Here is a 15515-nt window from a genome sequence, read left to right on the forward strand (position 1 = left end):
ATCCCCGCCGGCACCCGGCCTTCGTGTGTCAGCCGTTGTGGCGGCGACAGCGGGCGGTGGGTGTGAGGGGGTGGTGGGGGTCAGACGGGTTCGGGTTCGGGTTGGGGTTCGGGTTGGGGTAGGGGGGTCGGGGTGGGGTGCCAGAGTTTGGTGGTGCGCTGGTAGGCGTGGATGACGGAGGCTGTGGCCAGGAGGAGGAGGGGGCCGGACAGCCAGGGGTGTTGGGCCATGGGGGCCGGCAGGTAGCGGTAGGACAGCAGCAGGGCGGTGAACACCGTTGCGCCGTGGGTGACCAGGTGGGTGGCGGCGCGGTCCCAGCCGCGCGCCTGGGCGCGTAGTGCGGTTTCGATGGTGAGGGTGAAGACGATGCCGGCGAGGATGTCCGCGCCGTAGTGGTAGCCGAAGCCGAGGGTGGCGCCGAGGGTGGCGATCAGCCAGAAGGTGCCGGCGAAGCGCAGGATGCGCGGGCCGGTGCGGGAGTGGAGGAAGATCGCGGTGGCCCAGGCGGTGTGGAGGCTGGGCATGCAGTTGCGGGGGGTGATCTGGTCGAAGGGCATGGGGTGGGGGGTGTGCAGGGGTGGCGGGGTGTCGGGCCACAGGTGGGCTGCTGCCCAGTGGCCGCCGTCGGTGCCGTAGGCGAAGATCGGTCCGACCACGGGGAAGATCATGTAGATGCCGGGGCCGAGGAGGCCGATGACCAGGAAGGTGCGCACCAGGTGGTGGCGGGGGAAGCGGCGTTCGGTGGCGACGTGGCGCAGTTGGTACAGGGCGACGACGACCGCGGCGACGGCGAGCTGGATGTAGACGTAGTCCAGGATGTGTGCGCCGATGGTGCCGGTGGCCCGGACCAGCCGGCCCGCGAGCCAGGAGGGGTTGCCCAGGGCGTGGTCGGCGGTGGCGACGTACTGGTCCAGGACCAGCGGGCGGGTCTTGGAGGTGATCAGCAGCCAGGCGTCGCCGGTCTTGCGGCCGGCCACCAGCAGCAGAGCCAGCCCCACGCCTTTGAGCAGCAGGGTCCGTTCGGGGCCGGTGCGGCGGGTGACGGCGATGACCGCGTACGCCAGTACCACCCACAGGGCGCCGTTGCCGAAGGGGTGGCCGTAACCGTGGGGGGACTTGATGCCGGCCGCCCAGCGCACCAGCAGCAGGACCAGGTCGACACCCACCGCCGCGACGGCCGCGATCGCCCGTTCACGCCAGGTGAGGACCACCATCATCAACGCCATCCCGGCGTACAGCAAAGGCCCCGACTTGGGTGGAAGGATCACTTCCTTCACCTGGTTGGTCATCGGCCCCGGCATACCGTAGTGACGCGCGGCGATCTCCAACGCGACGAGGAATCCCAGAGCCGTGACCGCTGCCGCGGTCCACAGCACCACCCGCGGCTCACGCCACACACTCAAGCCGGTATTTCCGTTGTTCCGCGTCACCCGCGACGTTATAGGTATCAATTCACTGGCCGATTTGTTAGTCGTTATCCGGAAAGGTCGTATTTCCTGCGGTCGTCATGGCTTGGATCATGTTATCGGAGCGGTACGAGCATGTTTCCGTGATCAGGCGGCCCGTGGCGAGGCCGGTCGCCCTCCGGTCGTTTTCGTGCGGTGCGGCCCGCCCCGGCGATCCGGAAGGGCGGGAATCGGCGGGTATGCCGCACCCGACCGGAGCGGGCACAGGATGTCGGGTGCGGCAGGCTTGGTCCTTCCTAACGTGGTGATCGAAAGGGAAGGAGGCCGGGGTTGCTGGATCGGCTGAACCAGGCCATGGAGCACATCGAAAGTCACCTCGACCAGCGCATCGAGGTGTCCGCGCTGGCCAGGATCACGGTCACGTCCGAGTACCACTTCCGGCGGCTGTTCTCGTCACTGGCGGGGATGGCGCTGTCGGAGTACATCCGACGCCGGCGGCTGACCGTCGCGGGGGCCCAGGTGCTGGCCGGGGAGCCGACCTTGCTGGAGATCGCAATCCGCTACGGCTACACCTCGGGGGAGGCCTTCGCCCGGGCGTTCCGCGCCGTGCACGGCGTCGGCCCCGGCGAGGCCAGGCGTACCGGTGCGGCTCTGAACTCGCAGCCCCGGCTCTCCTTCCGCCTCACCGTCGAAGGGAGCAACACCATGCGGTACCGCATCGTGGAGAAGGACGCGTTCCGGGTCGTCGGCAAGAAGGCCCGCGTCCCGCTGATCTACCACGGAATCAACCCGCACATCGCCGAGCACATCCAGAGCATCCCGCCGGAGACGATGCTGCGCGTCGCCGGCCTCTCGGACCAGGACCCGGAGGGCGTGGTGTCGGCGACCGTGCGCCTGTCGGACGACTTCGAGGAGGGCGGCGAACTCGACTACTACCACGCCGTGGTGACCGCTGCCGACGAGTTGCCCGAGGGCCTGGACGTGCTGGAGTGCCCGGCGGGCACCTGGGCCGTGTTCGAGAACACCGGGCCGTTCCCACAGGCACTGCAGCAGATGTGGGGTGACGTGGCCGCCCAGTGGATCCCGTCCAACCCGTACGAGTACCGGCCGGGGCCGGAGATCCTGCGCACCCGCCCGTCTGAGGACGACCCGGCGCAGTCCGACGCGCAGCTGTGGATCCCGGTGACCCGCACCACGGTCTGAGCCGGGCGCCGAGTGACGTTCCGGGGGCGAGGCGCCCGGCCTCGGAACGTGTCGCTCCGCGGCTCGGAGAGCCAGCGGCAGCGCCGCGGCCACTCCATGCGGAGGCGGGCTGCGGGCCGGGTGCCCCCGGGGGGCCATGGCCGACAGGGTGGCAGTGGACAGGTCGCTCCTCGCTCGCTCGGCAGCGGCAGCGGCAGCGGCAGCAGCACAAGGGGGCAGACGCGGCTGTGGCGTCGTAGGACACGCATGGGTCATCGCGCGTCGCGCAGTTTGAGAATGTAGGTCGCGGTGAGCGCCACGCCACGGTCTGCGTCATGTGACAGCTGTGCGAGGGCACGTGACGTCGTGGTCCCAGGGATGTCCGCGAGCGCCTGTGTCAGCCGTCGACGTGCGGACGGTCCGATGGTGTCCCGGGCGAGGCATGCGACGAGCCCGGTGGCGATCCGGTCTGCCAAGGCCGGATCAGCCGCCAGCGTGCTCAGTGCATCGGACGCGTCGACGTCGTTCCCCTCCTCGACGATCATGTCGATGAGCGTCGGGACCGCGTCGGCCACTCCCCGCGCCCCGAGCGCCAGAGCCGCGCATCTGCACACCACGATGTCGGGGTGCGTCAGGGCGCCCTGCAGCAGGGCGGTCGCCTCGTCGTTCGGGATCTCGGCGATGGACCGGACGGCACGTTCGCGCACCTCGGCCGCGGGTGAGTCGAGACCCTTCGCCAGCAGTGCCGGCCCGTCCTCGCCCATGTGCGCCAGGGCCCAGCGAAGAGCTCCGGCGACGTTCGGCTCCGACTCGCTCAGCACCGCGTCGACCAGTGCTTCCACCGGCACGGGAACTCCCTCGCCCGCAGAGAGGGCCGCCCGCTGCCGCACCCCCGCGCTCTTCGAGCCCAGCGCCTGGAGGAGCGCGACGGTCTGGAGGACGTCCTCCCATCCGGCGGGTTCCGCGGCCCCGATCCTGTGGAGTCGCCTGAGCAACTCCGTCTCCGCTGCGATGCGGTCCCGCGTCTGACGGATGAGGTCGTCGACGAGTTCCGCGGGCGTGAAGCCGGGGTCGTCGAGCGCGCGCCTGACGTCGCGCAGTGACAGCCCCAACGACCGCAGGCTCTCGATGTGGAAAATGCGCCGGATGGTCTCGCCGGAGTACTCCCGATATCCGGAGCCGCTACGGCCCGTCGGCCGCACCAGGCCGAGCGACTCGTAGTGCCTGAGCATGCGGGCGCTGACCCCGGACCGTTTCGCGACGTCACCGATGAACACTGCCTACTGCCCTTCCTGGCCGGCCCCGCCGAGGGCCACTATGCGCTTCGCCTCCTCGATCGCGAACTCGAATCCTGCGTCCGGGTCGCGCCACAGTCGTTCCGTGGCGACGGCGTGTGCCCGCACGCGCGGGTCGAGATCCGTCGTCGCGGCGCCCAGTGCCGGCAACATCACCTCGCCGAGCGCGATCAGTGCCCGGCTCAGGCTGAGCTGCGTCTCGCGTTCGCCGCGCCCGAGTTGTGTCGCCAACGCTACGGCAAGCTCCTGCTCCTGATCTTCGGGTACGAGCACGACCGCTGCCCGCCAAGCGCTCCGGGCCACGTCGTCGTCGGGGTCGGACAGCAGCGCCGGTGTGATGGCCGGCCACGCCTTCCGGTCCCCGATCTTGGACAGGGTGTGCAGCGCCTGGCTCCGTGCCTGCGCACGCTCCGAGCGGACTTCGTCGAGAAGCAACGGGACCGTCATCGACGCCTCGTGGCGGGTGAGAGCCCACGTCAGCATTTCACGCACGGAGAACTCCGGTTCGATCGCGCATCGCTCGATGAGCTTGCCGAGGAACTCCGGGGCCGGGGTAGTGCCGACCGCCAGCGCTGCCCGCAGCCGCACCGACGAGCTGTTGTTCTCCAGCCCCTGAAGAGCCCGCACCGTGTTCGTGTCCTCTTTTGGCCTGGTCATGGAGACCACCTCCTCGGCCACAGTGAAGACCTTGTCACTGTGTCAAGGTCCAGCGGAGTCGGGCCGACGGGCAGCCAGGCGTCCCCGGCTCCCCGAGTCCGGGGCCCGTCACGTCGGACGGGACCGCGTGACGTGATGAGGCCGACGCGCCGTGCCGGTGCTCGACGGCCGGCTGCGGGCCGGTGGCCAGGCCGCCGCGCCGGCGTCCGGGTCCGTGGTCGGCCGGTTCGACGGTGGTGCCGCCGCGCGGGACCCTTCTTCCCCGGCTGCAACTCGGTGAAGGGCTCCGCCCCGCCGGTCCGGCGGCATCGGGACGGCATCGCCGCCTGCCTGCCGGAGCGGACAGCGCCGACGGCGTCGCCGTGGCCGACCGGCCCGCTCCAGCGAGTGTCACGCCGGTCAGGCGCGGCAGCGCAGCATCTCCAGTGGCGGGGAGGCGAGGAGGTCCACCCAGAAGTCGTCGCCGAACTCACGGATGCCGGCCTCGGACACCTGCAGCGGAACCCACTCCAGGTCACGGAACCCGGCCGCCCGCAGACACTCCTCGTAGACCTCGCGGCGGGGGACCGTGCTGACGATACTGATCGGCTGCGGATCGAGGAGGGCCGTGACCCACACCCGGGGCCCGGTCCCGGCTTCCTCCCCGGTCGGCTCGCAGAGGAACCCGTACCTGTCCAGGGACGGGCAGCCGAACCGGTAGTCGGGCTTCTGGGCGAGTACGAAGAACTCACCGCCCGGCGCCAGGCTCTGGCGGATGTTGCTGCACATCCGCTTCATCGCCGCGATGTCCTCGGCGTAGTTGAGGCACTGCACGCCTACCGCGATGTCGAAGCGCCGGTCGAGAGGCCGAAGTTCGGCCACGTCACCGACGTCGTAGCGCGCTCCCAGCGGGTCACGCCGCTCGGTCTCGCGGGCGGCCGCGATCATCTCGACGGAGATCTCGACACCGAAGACGTCCGCGGCGCCGCGCCGTTTGAACTCCCTGCTGTAGAAGCCGGTGCACGCTCACGTGCCGCCCCCTCGTGTGTGCCGTCCTGTACGTGGCCACACCACACCGAGCCTCCGGGCGCAGAGGCTCGCCGGTCGTGGGTGGTGGCGGAAAGTCTGCTCCGGCTGTGTCCGGGGACCGTACTGGCAGACGACACGAAGAAGTCGGCCGGGTGACCCTCGCATCACCCAACAGCGCCTGCCGAGTCGTCCGGCCGAGTTCACTCCTCGCGTGGCCCGGGCAGGCTTCGCCGACCGGTTGGCGGGTGGGTCATGGTCGCCGAGGGGGCAACGGCGTTGTCGGCCGCCGCGGTTGACGCAGGCCGACGCCGGGGCCCCGGCCGGGGCCGACTGCGTCGAGGGCGAGCAGGGGGGAGGTGTTCTGCCCGTTGGACGGTGGCCGAGTCGCCGGTGCGGAGCAGGAGCTCCTCGCGGAGCCGGCCGAGGGCGCGGTGCAGTGTGCTCTTGACCGTGCCGGGCGACAGGCCGAGGGCGGCGGCTGTCTCCTGTGTGGACATCTGCTCCCAGTGGCGCAGCACGACGACGGCGCGCTGTTGCGGCGCCAGCGACTTGACGAGATCCGTGAGCAGCGTGCGGTCGGCATGCCGCTCGGCGGAGTCCTCGACGCTCGTCTCCGGCAGGTACGCGGACGGGAGCTCCTGGAGCCGCTGGGCCCGCCACCACCACTCCGCGCGAGTGTTGATCATGACGCGGCGCAGGTAGGCGTCCGCGAGTCGCTTGTCCGTTATGCGGTCCCACCGGGTGTACGTGCGTAACAGCGCGGTCTGGAGGAGGTCCTGGGCGTCCAGCGGGTCCCTGACCAGGCGGCGGGCGCTGCGCAGCAGAGCGTCGTGCCGCGTACGCACGTACTCCTCGAAGTCGGGTACGGCGGCCAGGGGTTGGGGTGGGGTGGTCATGGTCCGGCTCTTTTCGGGCTGGGGCGTGAGGGGGTCGGCGCGTGCCTCAGGGGGCTGAGGCGACAGCGGGCGGGCTGGTGCGAGGTCGGCGCGTGCCGCCCGGGGGCGGCAGCCCGCGGGTTGGTGCGGGGTCGGCCCGGCACCGTCCGTGGGCCGCCGCCCGCGAAGAGGGCCGGAGGCAGGAAGCTGTCAGGGACTCGGCGGGGCGCACCTGCTGCGGCCCGCGTGCTTGCCGCACGCCTGCGCCTCCAGGTGGAAGCCGCGGCCGTGGACGAACTTGACGGCTCGGGTGTTCTGGCTGCCTCCCGAGTGCACGGTGGCCGAGCAGGCGCCGCTGTCCCGCCATGATCCGTAGTCGATGTCCCAGTAGAGGGTGACCTTGTCGCCCCGGCCGGCGTGGGTGATCGTGGCCCAGTAGTAGCGCGGCCCTCCGGGTCGGTTGCCGTAGCGCAGCTGGATGCGGGTGTTGCCGATCTTCGTCGCCGGACCGTTGTGCCGCCTGTCGGGGCGGATGTAGGTGTTGGGATTGACGCTGGTGCCGCACGAGTCGGCCGCCGTCCGGACGGGCGGCGTCCGAAAGCTCGCGGCCGCGTCGGCCGGAGTGGCGAGCAGCAGGGTGGCGGCGGCTACCGCCACCGTGGTCCTGGAGGCCGTGAACAGGGGCGTGAGACCCGACGTCCCCCGCGTCCGAGCCGATGTCTTCCGTGTGATCGTCATGGTGCCTTCCCGTCGTGTCCGTGGAGGAGGGGCGGCGCCGGGTGGGGTCGCGTACGGTCCCCCCCACCCGGCGTCGTCTGTCGCTGGTGGTCGCGCCGGCGTGCCGGCCAGGCCGCGGTTCCCGACCGGGCCGATCAGCGGCGCAGGTAGTCCCAGGTGTGGCTGCCGACGATGCCGTCCGCGCCGCCGGTGATGTGGTGGTGGCTCTGAAGCCACTTGACCGCCGCCAGGGTGGCGGGTCCGAAGCTGCCGTCTACGGACAGCCGTACGGGGTAGTCCGTGTGCTGGTTGACGATGTCCTGGATCTCCCTGACGGCGTCCGCGTTGGAGCTTCCCTCGCCGATGGTCGCGGTGCCGTAGTAGTAGTCGCAGGTGTAGCCGACGGTGGAGCGGTAGGTGCAGGGGTGTACGGCGGCGGCTTGGGCCGGCGGCCTGACCGCCCGGGGGCCGGCGGCCGCGTGGGCAGCCGTTGCGGGGACGGTGGCGAGCAGTCCGGCGGTCAGAGCGAGGGCGCCGAGGACTCGGACGCGGGTGGGCGGCAAAGGCATGTCTGTCTCCTCGTGGAGGGTGAGGCCGAGGGGAAGCGAGGCGGGCACGTGCCGGTGTCGGCTGTCAGCAGTCCGGCAGGTGCGGCACCTTGGGCGCCGCACCGCGCACGTAGTGGTTGCTCACCCAGGCCGGGTCGCTGCCGGACAGCAGGGTGACCTTCGTCCACCACTTGTTTCCCGCGACCTTGCTGGTGTGGCGGTTGGTCTGGCAGTAGGCCCGGAGCGTCGCGTTGGACACCCTGATGGCCACTCCGCAGCTCTTGCGCGGGCACTCCCGCAGGGCCACGTGCGTACCCTTGATGCGGATCTTCTTCACGGCGGCGGCCGACGCGTCGGAGTCGTGCGTGGGCGCCGAGGACGCGGTGGGCACGGGCTGCGGGCCACGTGCGTCGCCGTGTGCGGGGCCGGCCACGGCGATGCTGCCGGCCAGGGCGAGGGTGGTCGCGACGAGCGCCACACTGTTGCGCATCGAAGAGGTCATTCCTGTACTCCTTTCACTGGCGCCTCACTGCACGGCGCATTCGGGTTGTTCATGACCGCCGGCCGGGTCCGACGGGCCGGAGGTGCCGGAACGGCTGTCCGCTCCTGTCCGACCTCGACTTTTCCGGCCGATGAATTGAATGGGCAGCCGGTTCCGTCGCCCTGATCAATGAGGCTTTGGCGATTCCTCGGCCGGCCGGGCCAGGCAACGACTGTGGCAGCGAGGGGCTGTGGGGAAGCTGAAGATCCCTGAAACGCCAAGTCGGTGGCGATGTACGGTCCTTCAGGTTCGTCACAGGCTCTCTCCCGCATGCTTGGGTCATGCGCTTACTCGTGGTGGAGGACGACCGGCGGATGGCGGAGCTGCTGCGGCGCGGCCTGGCCGGTGAGGGATGGGCGGTCGACGTCGTGCACGACGGGCCGTCAGGGGTCGAACGGGCGGCCGAGAACCCGTACGACGCGATCGTGCTGGACCTGATGCTGCCGGGACTGAACGGATACGGAGTGTGCGGCCGGCTGCGTGAGGCGGGGATCTGGGCGCCGGTGCTGATGCTGACCGCGATGGACGGTGAGTACGACGAGGCGGAGGGGCTGGACGTCGGGGCGGACGACTACGTGACCAAGCCGTTCTCGTTCGTGACGCTCCTGGCCCGGCTGCGGGCGCTGATGCGGCGCGGACAGCCGCAGCGCCCCGCGGTGCTGCGCGTCGGCGACCTCGAAGTGGATCCCGCCGCCCGGCACTGCCGTCGTGGCACGGTGCCGGTGGCTCTCACCGCGCGCGAATTCGCCGTCCTGGAGTACCTGGCACGGCGCGGCGGCCAGACGGTCACGAAGACGGAGATCCTGGAGCATGTCTGGGACGACCGGTTCGACGGGGACGTCAACGTCGTGGAGGTCTACGTCAGCGCCCTGCGCCGCAAGATCGACACTCCCTTCGGACGGCGGTCCATCCGGACGGTCCGGGGCATCGGCTACCGGCTCGACGTCGCCCCGGAGGCGGCATGCTGAGGAGTCCTCGGGCACGGCGTACCGAGCGCCGCCGGCGACCGGGCAGCGTACGGGTGCGGCTGACCCTGGCCGCGACCGCCGTCGCCGCCGTCCTGCTGGCGCTGGCCGCCGTCGCCTCCGCGGTCGCGGTGCGCAGTTCCCTGCACGCCTCGGCGCTCCAGCGGGCCGGCGACGGCGGCACCGTCGCGGTGGCCGAGGTCGCCCCGTGCGCGTCCGACGCCGGCACCGAGTGCAGGTCCGGCCCCCGAGCGGGGGACATCATTCGGCGTGACACACTCCCGCTGCTCCACGGCGAACACCTGTCGCTCTGGCCGTGGGCCGATCGGGAGGACGCGACGCCGGTGGAGTTGATTCCGGCCGACGGCTCCGATCCGATCGCCTTCCCCGATTCATGGACGGACCAGGAGCGGCTGACCACCACGGTGTGGTGGCTGGCCGGTGGCGTGCTGGTGCTCACCCTGCTGACCGCCTGCGGGTCATGGCTGGTCATCGGCCGGGTCCTCAAGCCCGTGGAGGTGATCCGGACGCAGTTCGCGGCGCTGAGTCTGAGCCGCCTGGACCAGCGCATCCCGGCGCCTCGCAGCGGCCGGGAGTTCTCACGGCTGGTGGCGACGATGAACAGCGCCCTGGACCGTCTCGAAGCGGGGGCCGCCCGGCAACGGCAGTTCACCTCCGACGTCGCCCATGAACTGCGTACGCCGCTCGCCTGTCTGCGCGCCGAACTCGAACTCGCGCTGGCCCCCTCCGGGACGGCCCACTGGCCGGACGCCGCCCGCGACGCCCTGCACGACACCCTTCATCTCCAGGACATCACCACGAACCTGCTGCTTCTGGCCCGGCTCGACGCACAGGCTCCGCACTCGGCCATCCTCCTGACCGAGCGAGTCGACCTGCCGGGACTGATCCGTGACGCGGTCGCCCGCCGTGACGTGCCCGACCGCCTCCGTCTCGTCGTCAGCGCACCCGACGATCCCGCAGCCGTGACCGGCCACCGCGGCCTGCTCGCGCGCGTCCTGGCCAACCTGCTCGACAACGCCGAACGCCATGCGGCCACCACGATCACCGTCACGCTCACCCTGGACCACGAACGCCGGCAAGCCGTGCTGGAGGTGGCCAACGACGGCCCGCCCATCCCTCCCGAGCACCGGGAGACGATCTTCGAGCGTTTCAGCCGGCTCGACGACGCCCGCACCCGTGACGCCGGGGGCACCGGCCTCGGCCTGGCCATCGCCCGCCGTATCACCACGCTCCACCACGGCACCCTCACCCTCTCCCCCGCCCAGGGGAAGGAGATGGGCGCCCGGTTCGCCGTACGCCTGCCCCTGGCCTCGGAGGACGCCCAGACGCTGGTCTCCGAACTCCTGCACGCGTGGGACGAGCCCGACGACATCCCGGAGCTGCTCGGCCACAACGCCGCGTCCGAGCCTCTTGAAGAAGTCGTGCCCGATCTCGTACGCGCCCTCGTCACGGCCGGACGCGACCGCCACCTCCACGCTCTGCTCGGGCACGTCGCACGGCAGGCGCCCGCCTGGGAAGTCACCGGCCTCGCCGACGTCCTCCGGGACGAGGGCATGCCCACGGCCGCCGACGAACTGCTCGCCGCGCGCACCGCACGGCGTGGGCTCGCACGGCGGGGCCGGGTGCGTTGAGCCGGCATGCGTACGGCGTCCGCCGCCGCGTCGTGGAGAGGCCGACGGGCGCGCCCTGAACGCCCCCTGATCCATCACCGTCAGCCGAAGGAACAGCTCAGTCGCCGGCCGGGGCGGTTCGGGTGGGCCGCGCCGAGGTGGTACGCAGGGTGGCTCGGGTCAGGCAGCAGGTTACGGAGGCTCGGAGACGCGGCGGTCAGAGCGCGGGGCTACGGCGGTTTGCTGCCGGGGCTCATCGAGGGCTTGTTCTGTGATCACCATCACATCGTCACAATACGGACATTCTTTCGGCGAGGAGATCACGTGCCCGACTCTCGGGCGAAGATGGAGCGTTTCCTCGGCAAGACGCGTGCCACCCGCACAGAGGCCGAGGTGCAGTGGGTGCTCGACGAACTGCTCGCGTCAGGATGCGTCGACACCGTACGGGCCCGGGCGAGATCCCTCGCCGAGGAGGCCCACGTGGAGGCGCTCAAGGCGTTCGACGACAAACCCGACTCCGAGGACAAGCAATTCCTGCTCGAATTGCCGTTCTACATGGTGGAACGGGAAAGCTGAGCATCGTTACCTTCTTGCGCCGTGCCGGACAGGCGCGCACGTTTCAGCCACTCCCGGTAGGCCGGGGCCTCGGCGGCGACGGCCCAGTAGGCCTTCTCCAATTCCGGGTAGACCTCGTCCAGTTCGGGCTCGGTGCGGGCCGCCAGCAGCAGACGTACTCCCAGCGGATCGCCCTTCAGCGGGCGGATCGCGAGGTCGGGGCGGGGATGGGCGGTGGGCTGGCTGACGGTGACGACTTCGCCGGTGGCGGCGAGTGAGTACGCGGTGAGGTAGTCGCCGTGCAGCATCTCGGAGTGCAGGCCCGCGGCCCGCAGCACCCGGGACAGGCCTTCCCACTCGCCGTCGACCGTCGAGTCGACCATCCAGCGGTCACCGGCCAGGTCGGCGAGGCTCACCTCCGGCTGCGCCGCGGCGGGATGGTCCGCCGAGAGCGTGACGAACTGCGGTTCGCGTTCGACGAGGACACGCAGGCACAGGCCGGGTGGAATGCGCAGCGGGCTGCCCTCGACCTCGTGCACGAAGGCCATGTCCAGCCGGCCGGCGGCGACCATCCCCAACAGGGCGCTGGCGGACACGTTCATCTGCAGGGCCGGTTCGCAATCCGGGCCTCGTGCCCGCAGCAGGCGCAGCCAGCCGGGGATGGCCCGGCTCGCCGTCGCGCCTATGCGCAGCTGGTAGCCGCCGGCGGCGCGGGCCGCCGCCGCCCTCGTCTCCGTGACGATCGCCGCGAACTCCGCGACCAGCGGCCTGGCGCGGCTCAGCACGGCCAGCCCCAGCGGGGTGGGGCGGCAGCCGGTGCGGGCGCGCACGAAGAGCTGAGCCCCCAGGGCGCGCTCTATGCGCAGTAGCTGATTACTCAACGACGGCTGTGCCAGGCCGAGTTGACGTGCGGCTTTGTGCAAGCTGCCGGTGTCGGCGATGGCGCAGAGCAGGCGCAGATGCCTCACCTCGAGCTCCATGGGAGGAGCGTAGGGCGGCGCCGGGCACCACACCAGATGTTCAAGGTCCAACGAAACCGGACGAGTCGGCCACCGATAGCCCCGGGTTATCGGCAACTGCCATCATCCCTCGCCCCGTTGGCCTGCCCGAGACTCACTGGCAACCGATCGTTCAACCCCACAGGACGAGAAGGAGCCCCCCATGGCGTCGTTCCGTACCCGTACCGGGTCGAAGAACTCCAGGAGACTCGTGGCCCTGGCCCTGGGCCTCGGTCTGGCCTCCGCCGCGCTGGGCACCGCCGGCCCGGCAAGCGCGACGAGCACCGCCCAAGCCCCCGCCCAGACCCCCACCGCCGGCTACGTGAGCGCGGCCGAGAACACCGGCAGCAAGGCGTTCTTCGACGCCGTGCTGAAGTCGGTCGCCAAGAGGCAGGCCGCCCAGCCCTCCCTGAAGGTGGTGACCGTCTACTACAACCCCTCCCAGGCGCCGAGCTTCCGCTCCCAGATATCGAGCGCCGTCTCCATCTGGAACAGCTCGGTGTCGAACGTCAAGCTCCAGGCGACCACGGGCAATGGTGACTTCGCCTACTACGAGGGCAACGACCCGCGCGGTTCGTACGCCTCCACCAACGGCCACGGCCGCGGCTACATCTTCCTGGACTACGCGCAGAACCAGCAGTACGACTCCATCCGCGTCGCCGCCCACGAGACCGGCCACGTGCTGGGGCTGCCCGACCACTACAGCGGCCCGTGCAGCGAACTGATGTCGGGCGGCGGCCCCGGCACGAGCTGCACCAACCGCTACCCCAACAGCACCGAGCGGGCCCGGGTCAACCAGCTCTGGGCCAACGGGCTCGCCAAGGCGCTCGCGCAGGTCGGCACGGCGGCGAAGGCGGGCTGACCTTCCCTGCAGGCCGGCTCGTCACCGGAACACGGACCGCGGACCGGTGCCGCGGTCCGTAGCGCCGCCCCGGATCGGGAGCGAGCGTGTCAGAGTTCGTCCGCGCCGGCCAGGGCTCCGGTGATCAGGCGGGTGGCGAAGTCGCGGTCGTCGGTGAGGCGGTTGATGTGCTCCGCGAGCAGGAAGGCGGTGGCTTCCAGGGGAGTCATCTCGGCGTCGGTCCAGTATCCGTACTGCTTGCGCCAGAGGCTGGGGCTCAGGTCGGTGCCCGCTGCGACGACCAGGCCGACCATGGTGGGAATGGTCTCGGGGCGAACACTCCTCGGCATCATGCGCATCGAGGCGACGAGGCTGGGCACGACGTACTCGATGACGTCCTTGCCGTGGCTCTCGTAGGCCATCCGCAGCCACTTCATGAACATGAAGATGAGCGTGCACGCGCCGTCCAGCACGTCATCGGTCCCCTCGGGGCCCAGTGACGCGGCGAACTGATCGTCAGCGCCTGTTGCTGGGGGTCGGTCTCGGTCTTGCCGTCGTAGATGCTCTTGAGCCGGGAGTCGATCATCATGAGCGCTGCACCCACGTCACCGGCGGGAGCGTGCTGGGGGTCGCAGGGCGATGACACAGGAGTCCTCCTCTGGTGAGGACGCCTGCGACCGCCCGGCCCCGCTTCCGAGCCGCGAGGTGACGACGAGTCGGGTAAGGGACCCCCGGACGGCGAGATCGACTTCGTCGTTCCCGTCGAGCGGGAAGTCGTCGGCCGTGAGTTCGCGTGCCGGTTGTCCCACCGATACGCGCTCTCGGGTCCGCCCGTTGGTCCCCCCTCATCGTCGTCGCTGTCGTCTGAGATACCGTCCCTTCCGGTCCGGGCGAGTGAGAGGGATGTCGTGCAGTTTCAGGTGCGTGGCCGGGGGGCCCGCCGGTGGTTCACGTTCGGGGCGATCGCGTTCGGGGGGCTGTTCCTGGTCATCGGGCTGATCCTCGCCGGGGTGTCGGTCTCGTTCCTGGCGGATGCGGAGCGAGCCCCGGGCACGGTGGTGGACCTGGAGTGGCGGAACGACCACAGCCATGTTTCACACCGGAAGCGGGGCAACGACGGGCCCGTGGCGTACCCGGTGGTCGAGTTCACGGCGGCGGATGGCACGCGGCGGACCTTCCGGAGTTCCACGGGGTCCAATCCACCCGGGTACGAACGGGGTGAGCGGGTCGAGGTGCTCTACCGGGCGGATTCCCCCGAGGACGCGCGGATCAACGGGTTCGCCTCGCTGTGGCTGCTTCCGCTGATCTTCGGCGGGATCGGGCTGCTCTTCGCGGGGATCGGGACGGTTGTGGCGTTGGTGACGCGGAGGCGTTCCTGAGCGGGGTGTTGAGCGGGGGGAGCTGAACCCCGCGGACCTCGCGGTCGAGCGCGCGTGCTTGAACCGGACATGCGTGGTCGGGAGCCGTTGCCGGCCGTCCCCCGGTGGATCAGCAGTCGCCGGTGGTGTGCTCGACGTCCCCGGTCCCGGCCGACCCCGCGTCGTCCCGCGGTGCCGGGCTCAGCAGGACGTCGATGCCCGCCCGCACGTACCGCTCCAGTGTGGCGTCCGACGCCGCGATCAGGGCCGGGGGCCGTATCTCGGTGCGCATCAGGCTGGTGCCGAGCATCCAGGCCGCCAGGAGTTCCGCACGCAGATCGGCGTCGGGGCCGCCCAGGCGGGAGGCCAGGCGCTCGGTGAACACCTCGGTGAAGTCCGCCCGCAGCCGGGCCAGCGCCTCGTCCCGGCCGGAGGAGCGCAGCACCGACAGCACCGGATGCGGGAAGTCGCCCTCCTTCGGCGTCCCCGACAGCAGCGCGCAGAACCAGTCGGGGATCGTCTCGACCGGCTCCTCCAGCAGGGGTTCGAATATCTTCCCGGTGCCCACGACATCGTTGAAGAGCGCTTCCTTCGAGCCGAAGTAGCGGTAGACGAGCGCGGCGTCCACCCCCACGTCGCCGGCGATGTCGCGCACGCTGGTGCCCTCGTAGCCGTACTTGCCGAAGCGGAACGCGGCGGCGGACCTGAGCGCGGTACGCGTGGCCGAGGCCGAGCGCCTGTGGGCCGGCCGGCAGGCCCCCGCCTCCGACGCCTCGCTGTCGTGTACTCCCGTCACGCCACCGCACCTCCGTTGTCCGCGGACCTCCGCTGCCCGCCCCATGGTCCAGTGTGAAGCGGCTGTCTCAAAGTCACCGACCGTTGTCACCAATCGTTGACTTGTGTTCGCACCGCATGCCATACCTGAAGCAGGTCAACGG

15 protein-coding genes and 2 pseudogenes are annotated in these 15515 nt (G+C 70.8%); 6 read left to right on the top strand and 11 right to left on the bottom strand.

Annotation, left to right across the window (positions count from 1 at the left end; all coding sequences use genetic code 11):
* Window positions 1-80: 80 nt before the first annotated feature.
* On the bottom strand, window positions 81-1403 hold the full coding sequence (locus S1361_RS01900; protein WP_243769042.1) for a phosphatase PAP2 family protein: 1323 nt from the start codon (window positions 1401-1403) through the stop codon (window positions 81-83).
* Window positions 1404-1736: 333 nt separating this feature from the next.
* Here S1361_RS01900 and S1361_RS01905 point away from each other — a divergent pair, with 333 nt between their 5' ends.
* Window positions 1737-2609 (top strand): AraC family transcriptional regulator, encoded by an 873-nt coding sequence (locus tag S1361_RS01905; RefSeq protein WP_208030102.1) that lies wholly within the window; start codon window positions 1737-1739, stop codon window positions 2607-2609.
* 251 nt (window positions 2610-2860) lie between these two features.
* Here S1361_RS01905 and S1361_RS01910 read toward each other — a convergent pair whose 3' ends face one another.
* The 7 genes and pseudogenes from S1361_RS01910 to S1361_RS01940 form a co-directional block, all read right to left on the bottom strand.
* On the bottom strand, window positions 2861-3865 hold the full coding sequence (locus tag S1361_RS01910) for a HEAT repeat domain-containing protein (protein WP_208030103.1): 1005 nt from the start codon (window positions 3863-3865) through the stop codon (window positions 2861-2863).
* Window positions 3866-3868: 3 nt separating this feature from the next.
* Window positions 3869-4540 (bottom strand): HEAT repeat domain-containing protein, encoded by a 672-nt coding sequence (locus S1361_RS01915; protein ID WP_208036398.1) that lies wholly within the window; start codon window positions 4538-4540, stop codon window positions 3869-3871.
* Window positions 4541-4939: 399 nt separating this feature from the next.
* Window positions 4940-5482: pseudogene (locus S1361_RS01920) on the bottom strand (class I SAM-dependent methyltransferase); the annotation flags it as partial.
* Window positions 5483-5748: 266 nt separating this feature from the next.
* A complete protein-coding gene (locus S1361_RS01925; protein ID WP_208030104.1) occupies window positions 5749-6444 on the bottom strand; it encodes a SigE family RNA polymerase sigma factor in 696 nt (231 codons plus the stop codon).
* A gap of 189 nt (window positions 6445-6633) precedes the next feature.
* Window positions 6634-7161, bottom strand: a complete 528-nt coding sequence (locus S1361_RS01930) for a hypothetical protein (protein ID WP_208030105.1) — start codon at window positions 7159-7161, stop codon at window positions 6634-6636.
* A 134-nt stretch (window positions 7162-7295) separates the two neighbouring features.
* Window positions 7296-7709 (bottom strand): peptidoglycan-binding domain-containing protein, encoded by a 414-nt coding sequence (locus S1361_RS01935; RefSeq protein ID WP_208030106.1) that lies wholly within the window; start codon window positions 7707-7709, stop codon window positions 7296-7298.
* A gap of 64 nt (window positions 7710-7773) precedes the next feature.
* Complete coding sequence (locus S1361_RS01940) at window positions 7774-8190, bottom strand: hypothetical protein (protein ID WP_208030107.1); 417 nt, start codon at window positions 8188-8190, stop codon at window positions 7774-7776.
* Window positions 8191-8510: 320 nt separating this feature from the next.
* Between S1361_RS01940 and S1361_RS01945 the strand changes: the two genes are divergently transcribed.
* From S1361_RS01945 to S1361_RS01955, 3 genes are all read left to right on the top strand, one after another.
* Window positions 8511-9197: a response regulator transcription factor gene (locus S1361_RS01945; protein WP_208030108.1), complete on the top strand. Its 687-nt coding sequence runs from the start codon at window positions 8511-8513 to the stop codon at window positions 9195-9197.
* Window positions 9191-10846, top strand: a complete 1656-nt coding sequence (locus S1361_RS01950) for a sensor histidine kinase (protein WP_208030109.1) — start codon at window positions 9191-9193, stop codon at window positions 10844-10846. The genes S1361_RS01945 and S1361_RS01950 overlap by 7 nt, the downstream gene beginning before the upstream one ends.
* Window positions 10847-11149: 303 nt before the next feature.
* Window positions 11150-11401, top strand: coding sequence for a hypothetical protein (locus S1361_RS01955; RefSeq protein WP_208030110.1), 252 nt, complete (start codon window positions 11150-11152; stop codon window positions 11399-11401).
* On the opposite strand, the gene S1361_RS01960 is transcribed toward S1361_RS01955, so the two are convergent.
* Window positions 11377-12360 carry a LysR family transcriptional regulator gene (locus S1361_RS01960; RefSeq protein WP_208030111.1) on the bottom strand — a complete coding sequence of 328 codons (984 nt, stop codon included), beginning with the start codon at window positions 12358-12360 and terminating at the stop codon, window positions 11377-11379. The two genes, S1361_RS01955 and S1361_RS01960, sit on opposite strands and share 25 nt — an antisense overlap.
* A 181-nt stretch (window positions 12361-12541) precedes the next feature.
* Here S1361_RS01960 and snpA point away from each other — a divergent pair, with 181 nt between their 5' ends.
* On the top strand, window positions 12542-13240 hold the full coding sequence (snpA, locus tag S1361_RS01965) for a snapalysin (RefSeq protein WP_208030112.1): 699 nt from the start codon (window positions 12542-12544) through the stop codon (window positions 13238-13240).
* An 89-nt stretch (window positions 13241-13329) separates the two neighbouring features.
* Here the strand turns inward: snpA and S1361_RS01970 are convergent.
* Window positions 13330-13865, bottom strand: a pseudogene (locus tag S1361_RS01970) (hypothetical protein).
* Window positions 13866-14127: 262 nt separating this feature from the next.
* Here S1361_RS01970 and S1361_RS01975 point away from each other — a divergent pair.
* Window positions 14128-14598: a DUF3592 domain-containing protein gene (locus S1361_RS01975; protein WP_208030113.1), complete on the top strand. Its 471-nt coding sequence runs from the start codon at window positions 14128-14130 to the stop codon at window positions 14596-14598.
* Between the two features lie 109 nt (window positions 14599-14707).
* Here the strand turns inward: S1361_RS01975 and S1361_RS01980 are convergent, their stop codons facing one another.
* Window positions 14708-15373 carry a TetR/AcrR family transcriptional regulator gene (locus S1361_RS01980; RefSeq protein WP_208030114.1) on the bottom strand — a complete coding sequence of 222 codons (666 nt, stop codon included), beginning with the start codon at window positions 15371-15373 and terminating at the stop codon, window positions 14708-14710.
* Between the last annotated feature and the right edge of the window lie 142 nt (window positions 15374-15515).

It is taken from the genome of Streptomyces cyanogenus, from assembly GCF_017526105.1.
Taxonomy (GTDB): Bacteria; Actinomycetota; Actinomycetes; order Streptomycetales; family Streptomycetaceae; genus Streptomyces; species Streptomyces cyanogenus.

What these genes read in the sequence shown, in the direction of transcription:
- S1361_RS01945 (WP_208030108.1), top strand. Translation starts at nt 8,511, where the DNA reads ATGCGCTTACTCGTGGTGGAGGACGACCGGCGGATGGCGGAGCTGCTG.
- S1361_RS01950 (WP_208030109.1), top strand. Translation starts at nt 9,191, where the DNA reads ATGCTGAGGAGTCCTCGGGCACGGCGTACCGAGCGCCGCCGGCGACCG.
- S1361_RS01930 (WP_208030105.1), bottom strand. Translation starts at nt 7,161, where the DNA reads ATGACGATCACACGGAAGACATCGGCTCGGACGCGGGGGACGTCGGGT.
- snpA (WP_208030112.1), top strand. Translation starts at nt 12,542, where the DNA reads ATGGCGTCGTTCCGTACCCGTACCGGGTCGAAGAACTCCAGGAGACTC.
- S1361_RS01960 (WP_208030111.1), bottom strand. Translation starts at nt 12,360, where the DNA reads ATGGAGCTCGAGGTGAGGCATCTGCGCCTGCTCTGCGCCATCGCCGAC.
- S1361_RS01925 (WP_208030104.1), bottom strand. Translation starts at nt 6,444, where the DNA reads ATGACCACCCCACCCCAACCCCTGGCCGCCGTACCCGACTTCGAGGAG.
- S1361_RS01935 (WP_208030106.1), bottom strand. Translation starts at nt 7,709, where the DNA reads ATGCCTTTGCCGCCCACCCGCGTCCGAGTCCTCGGCGCCCTCGCTCTG.
- S1361_RS01940 (WP_208030107.1), bottom strand. Translation starts at nt 8,190, where the DNA reads ATGACCTCTTCGATGCGCAACAGTGTGGCGCTCGTCGCGACCACCCTC.
- S1361_RS01915 (WP_208036398.1), bottom strand. Translation starts at nt 4,540, where the DNA reads ATGACCAGGCCAAAAGAGGACACGAACACGGTGCGGGCTCTTCAGGGG.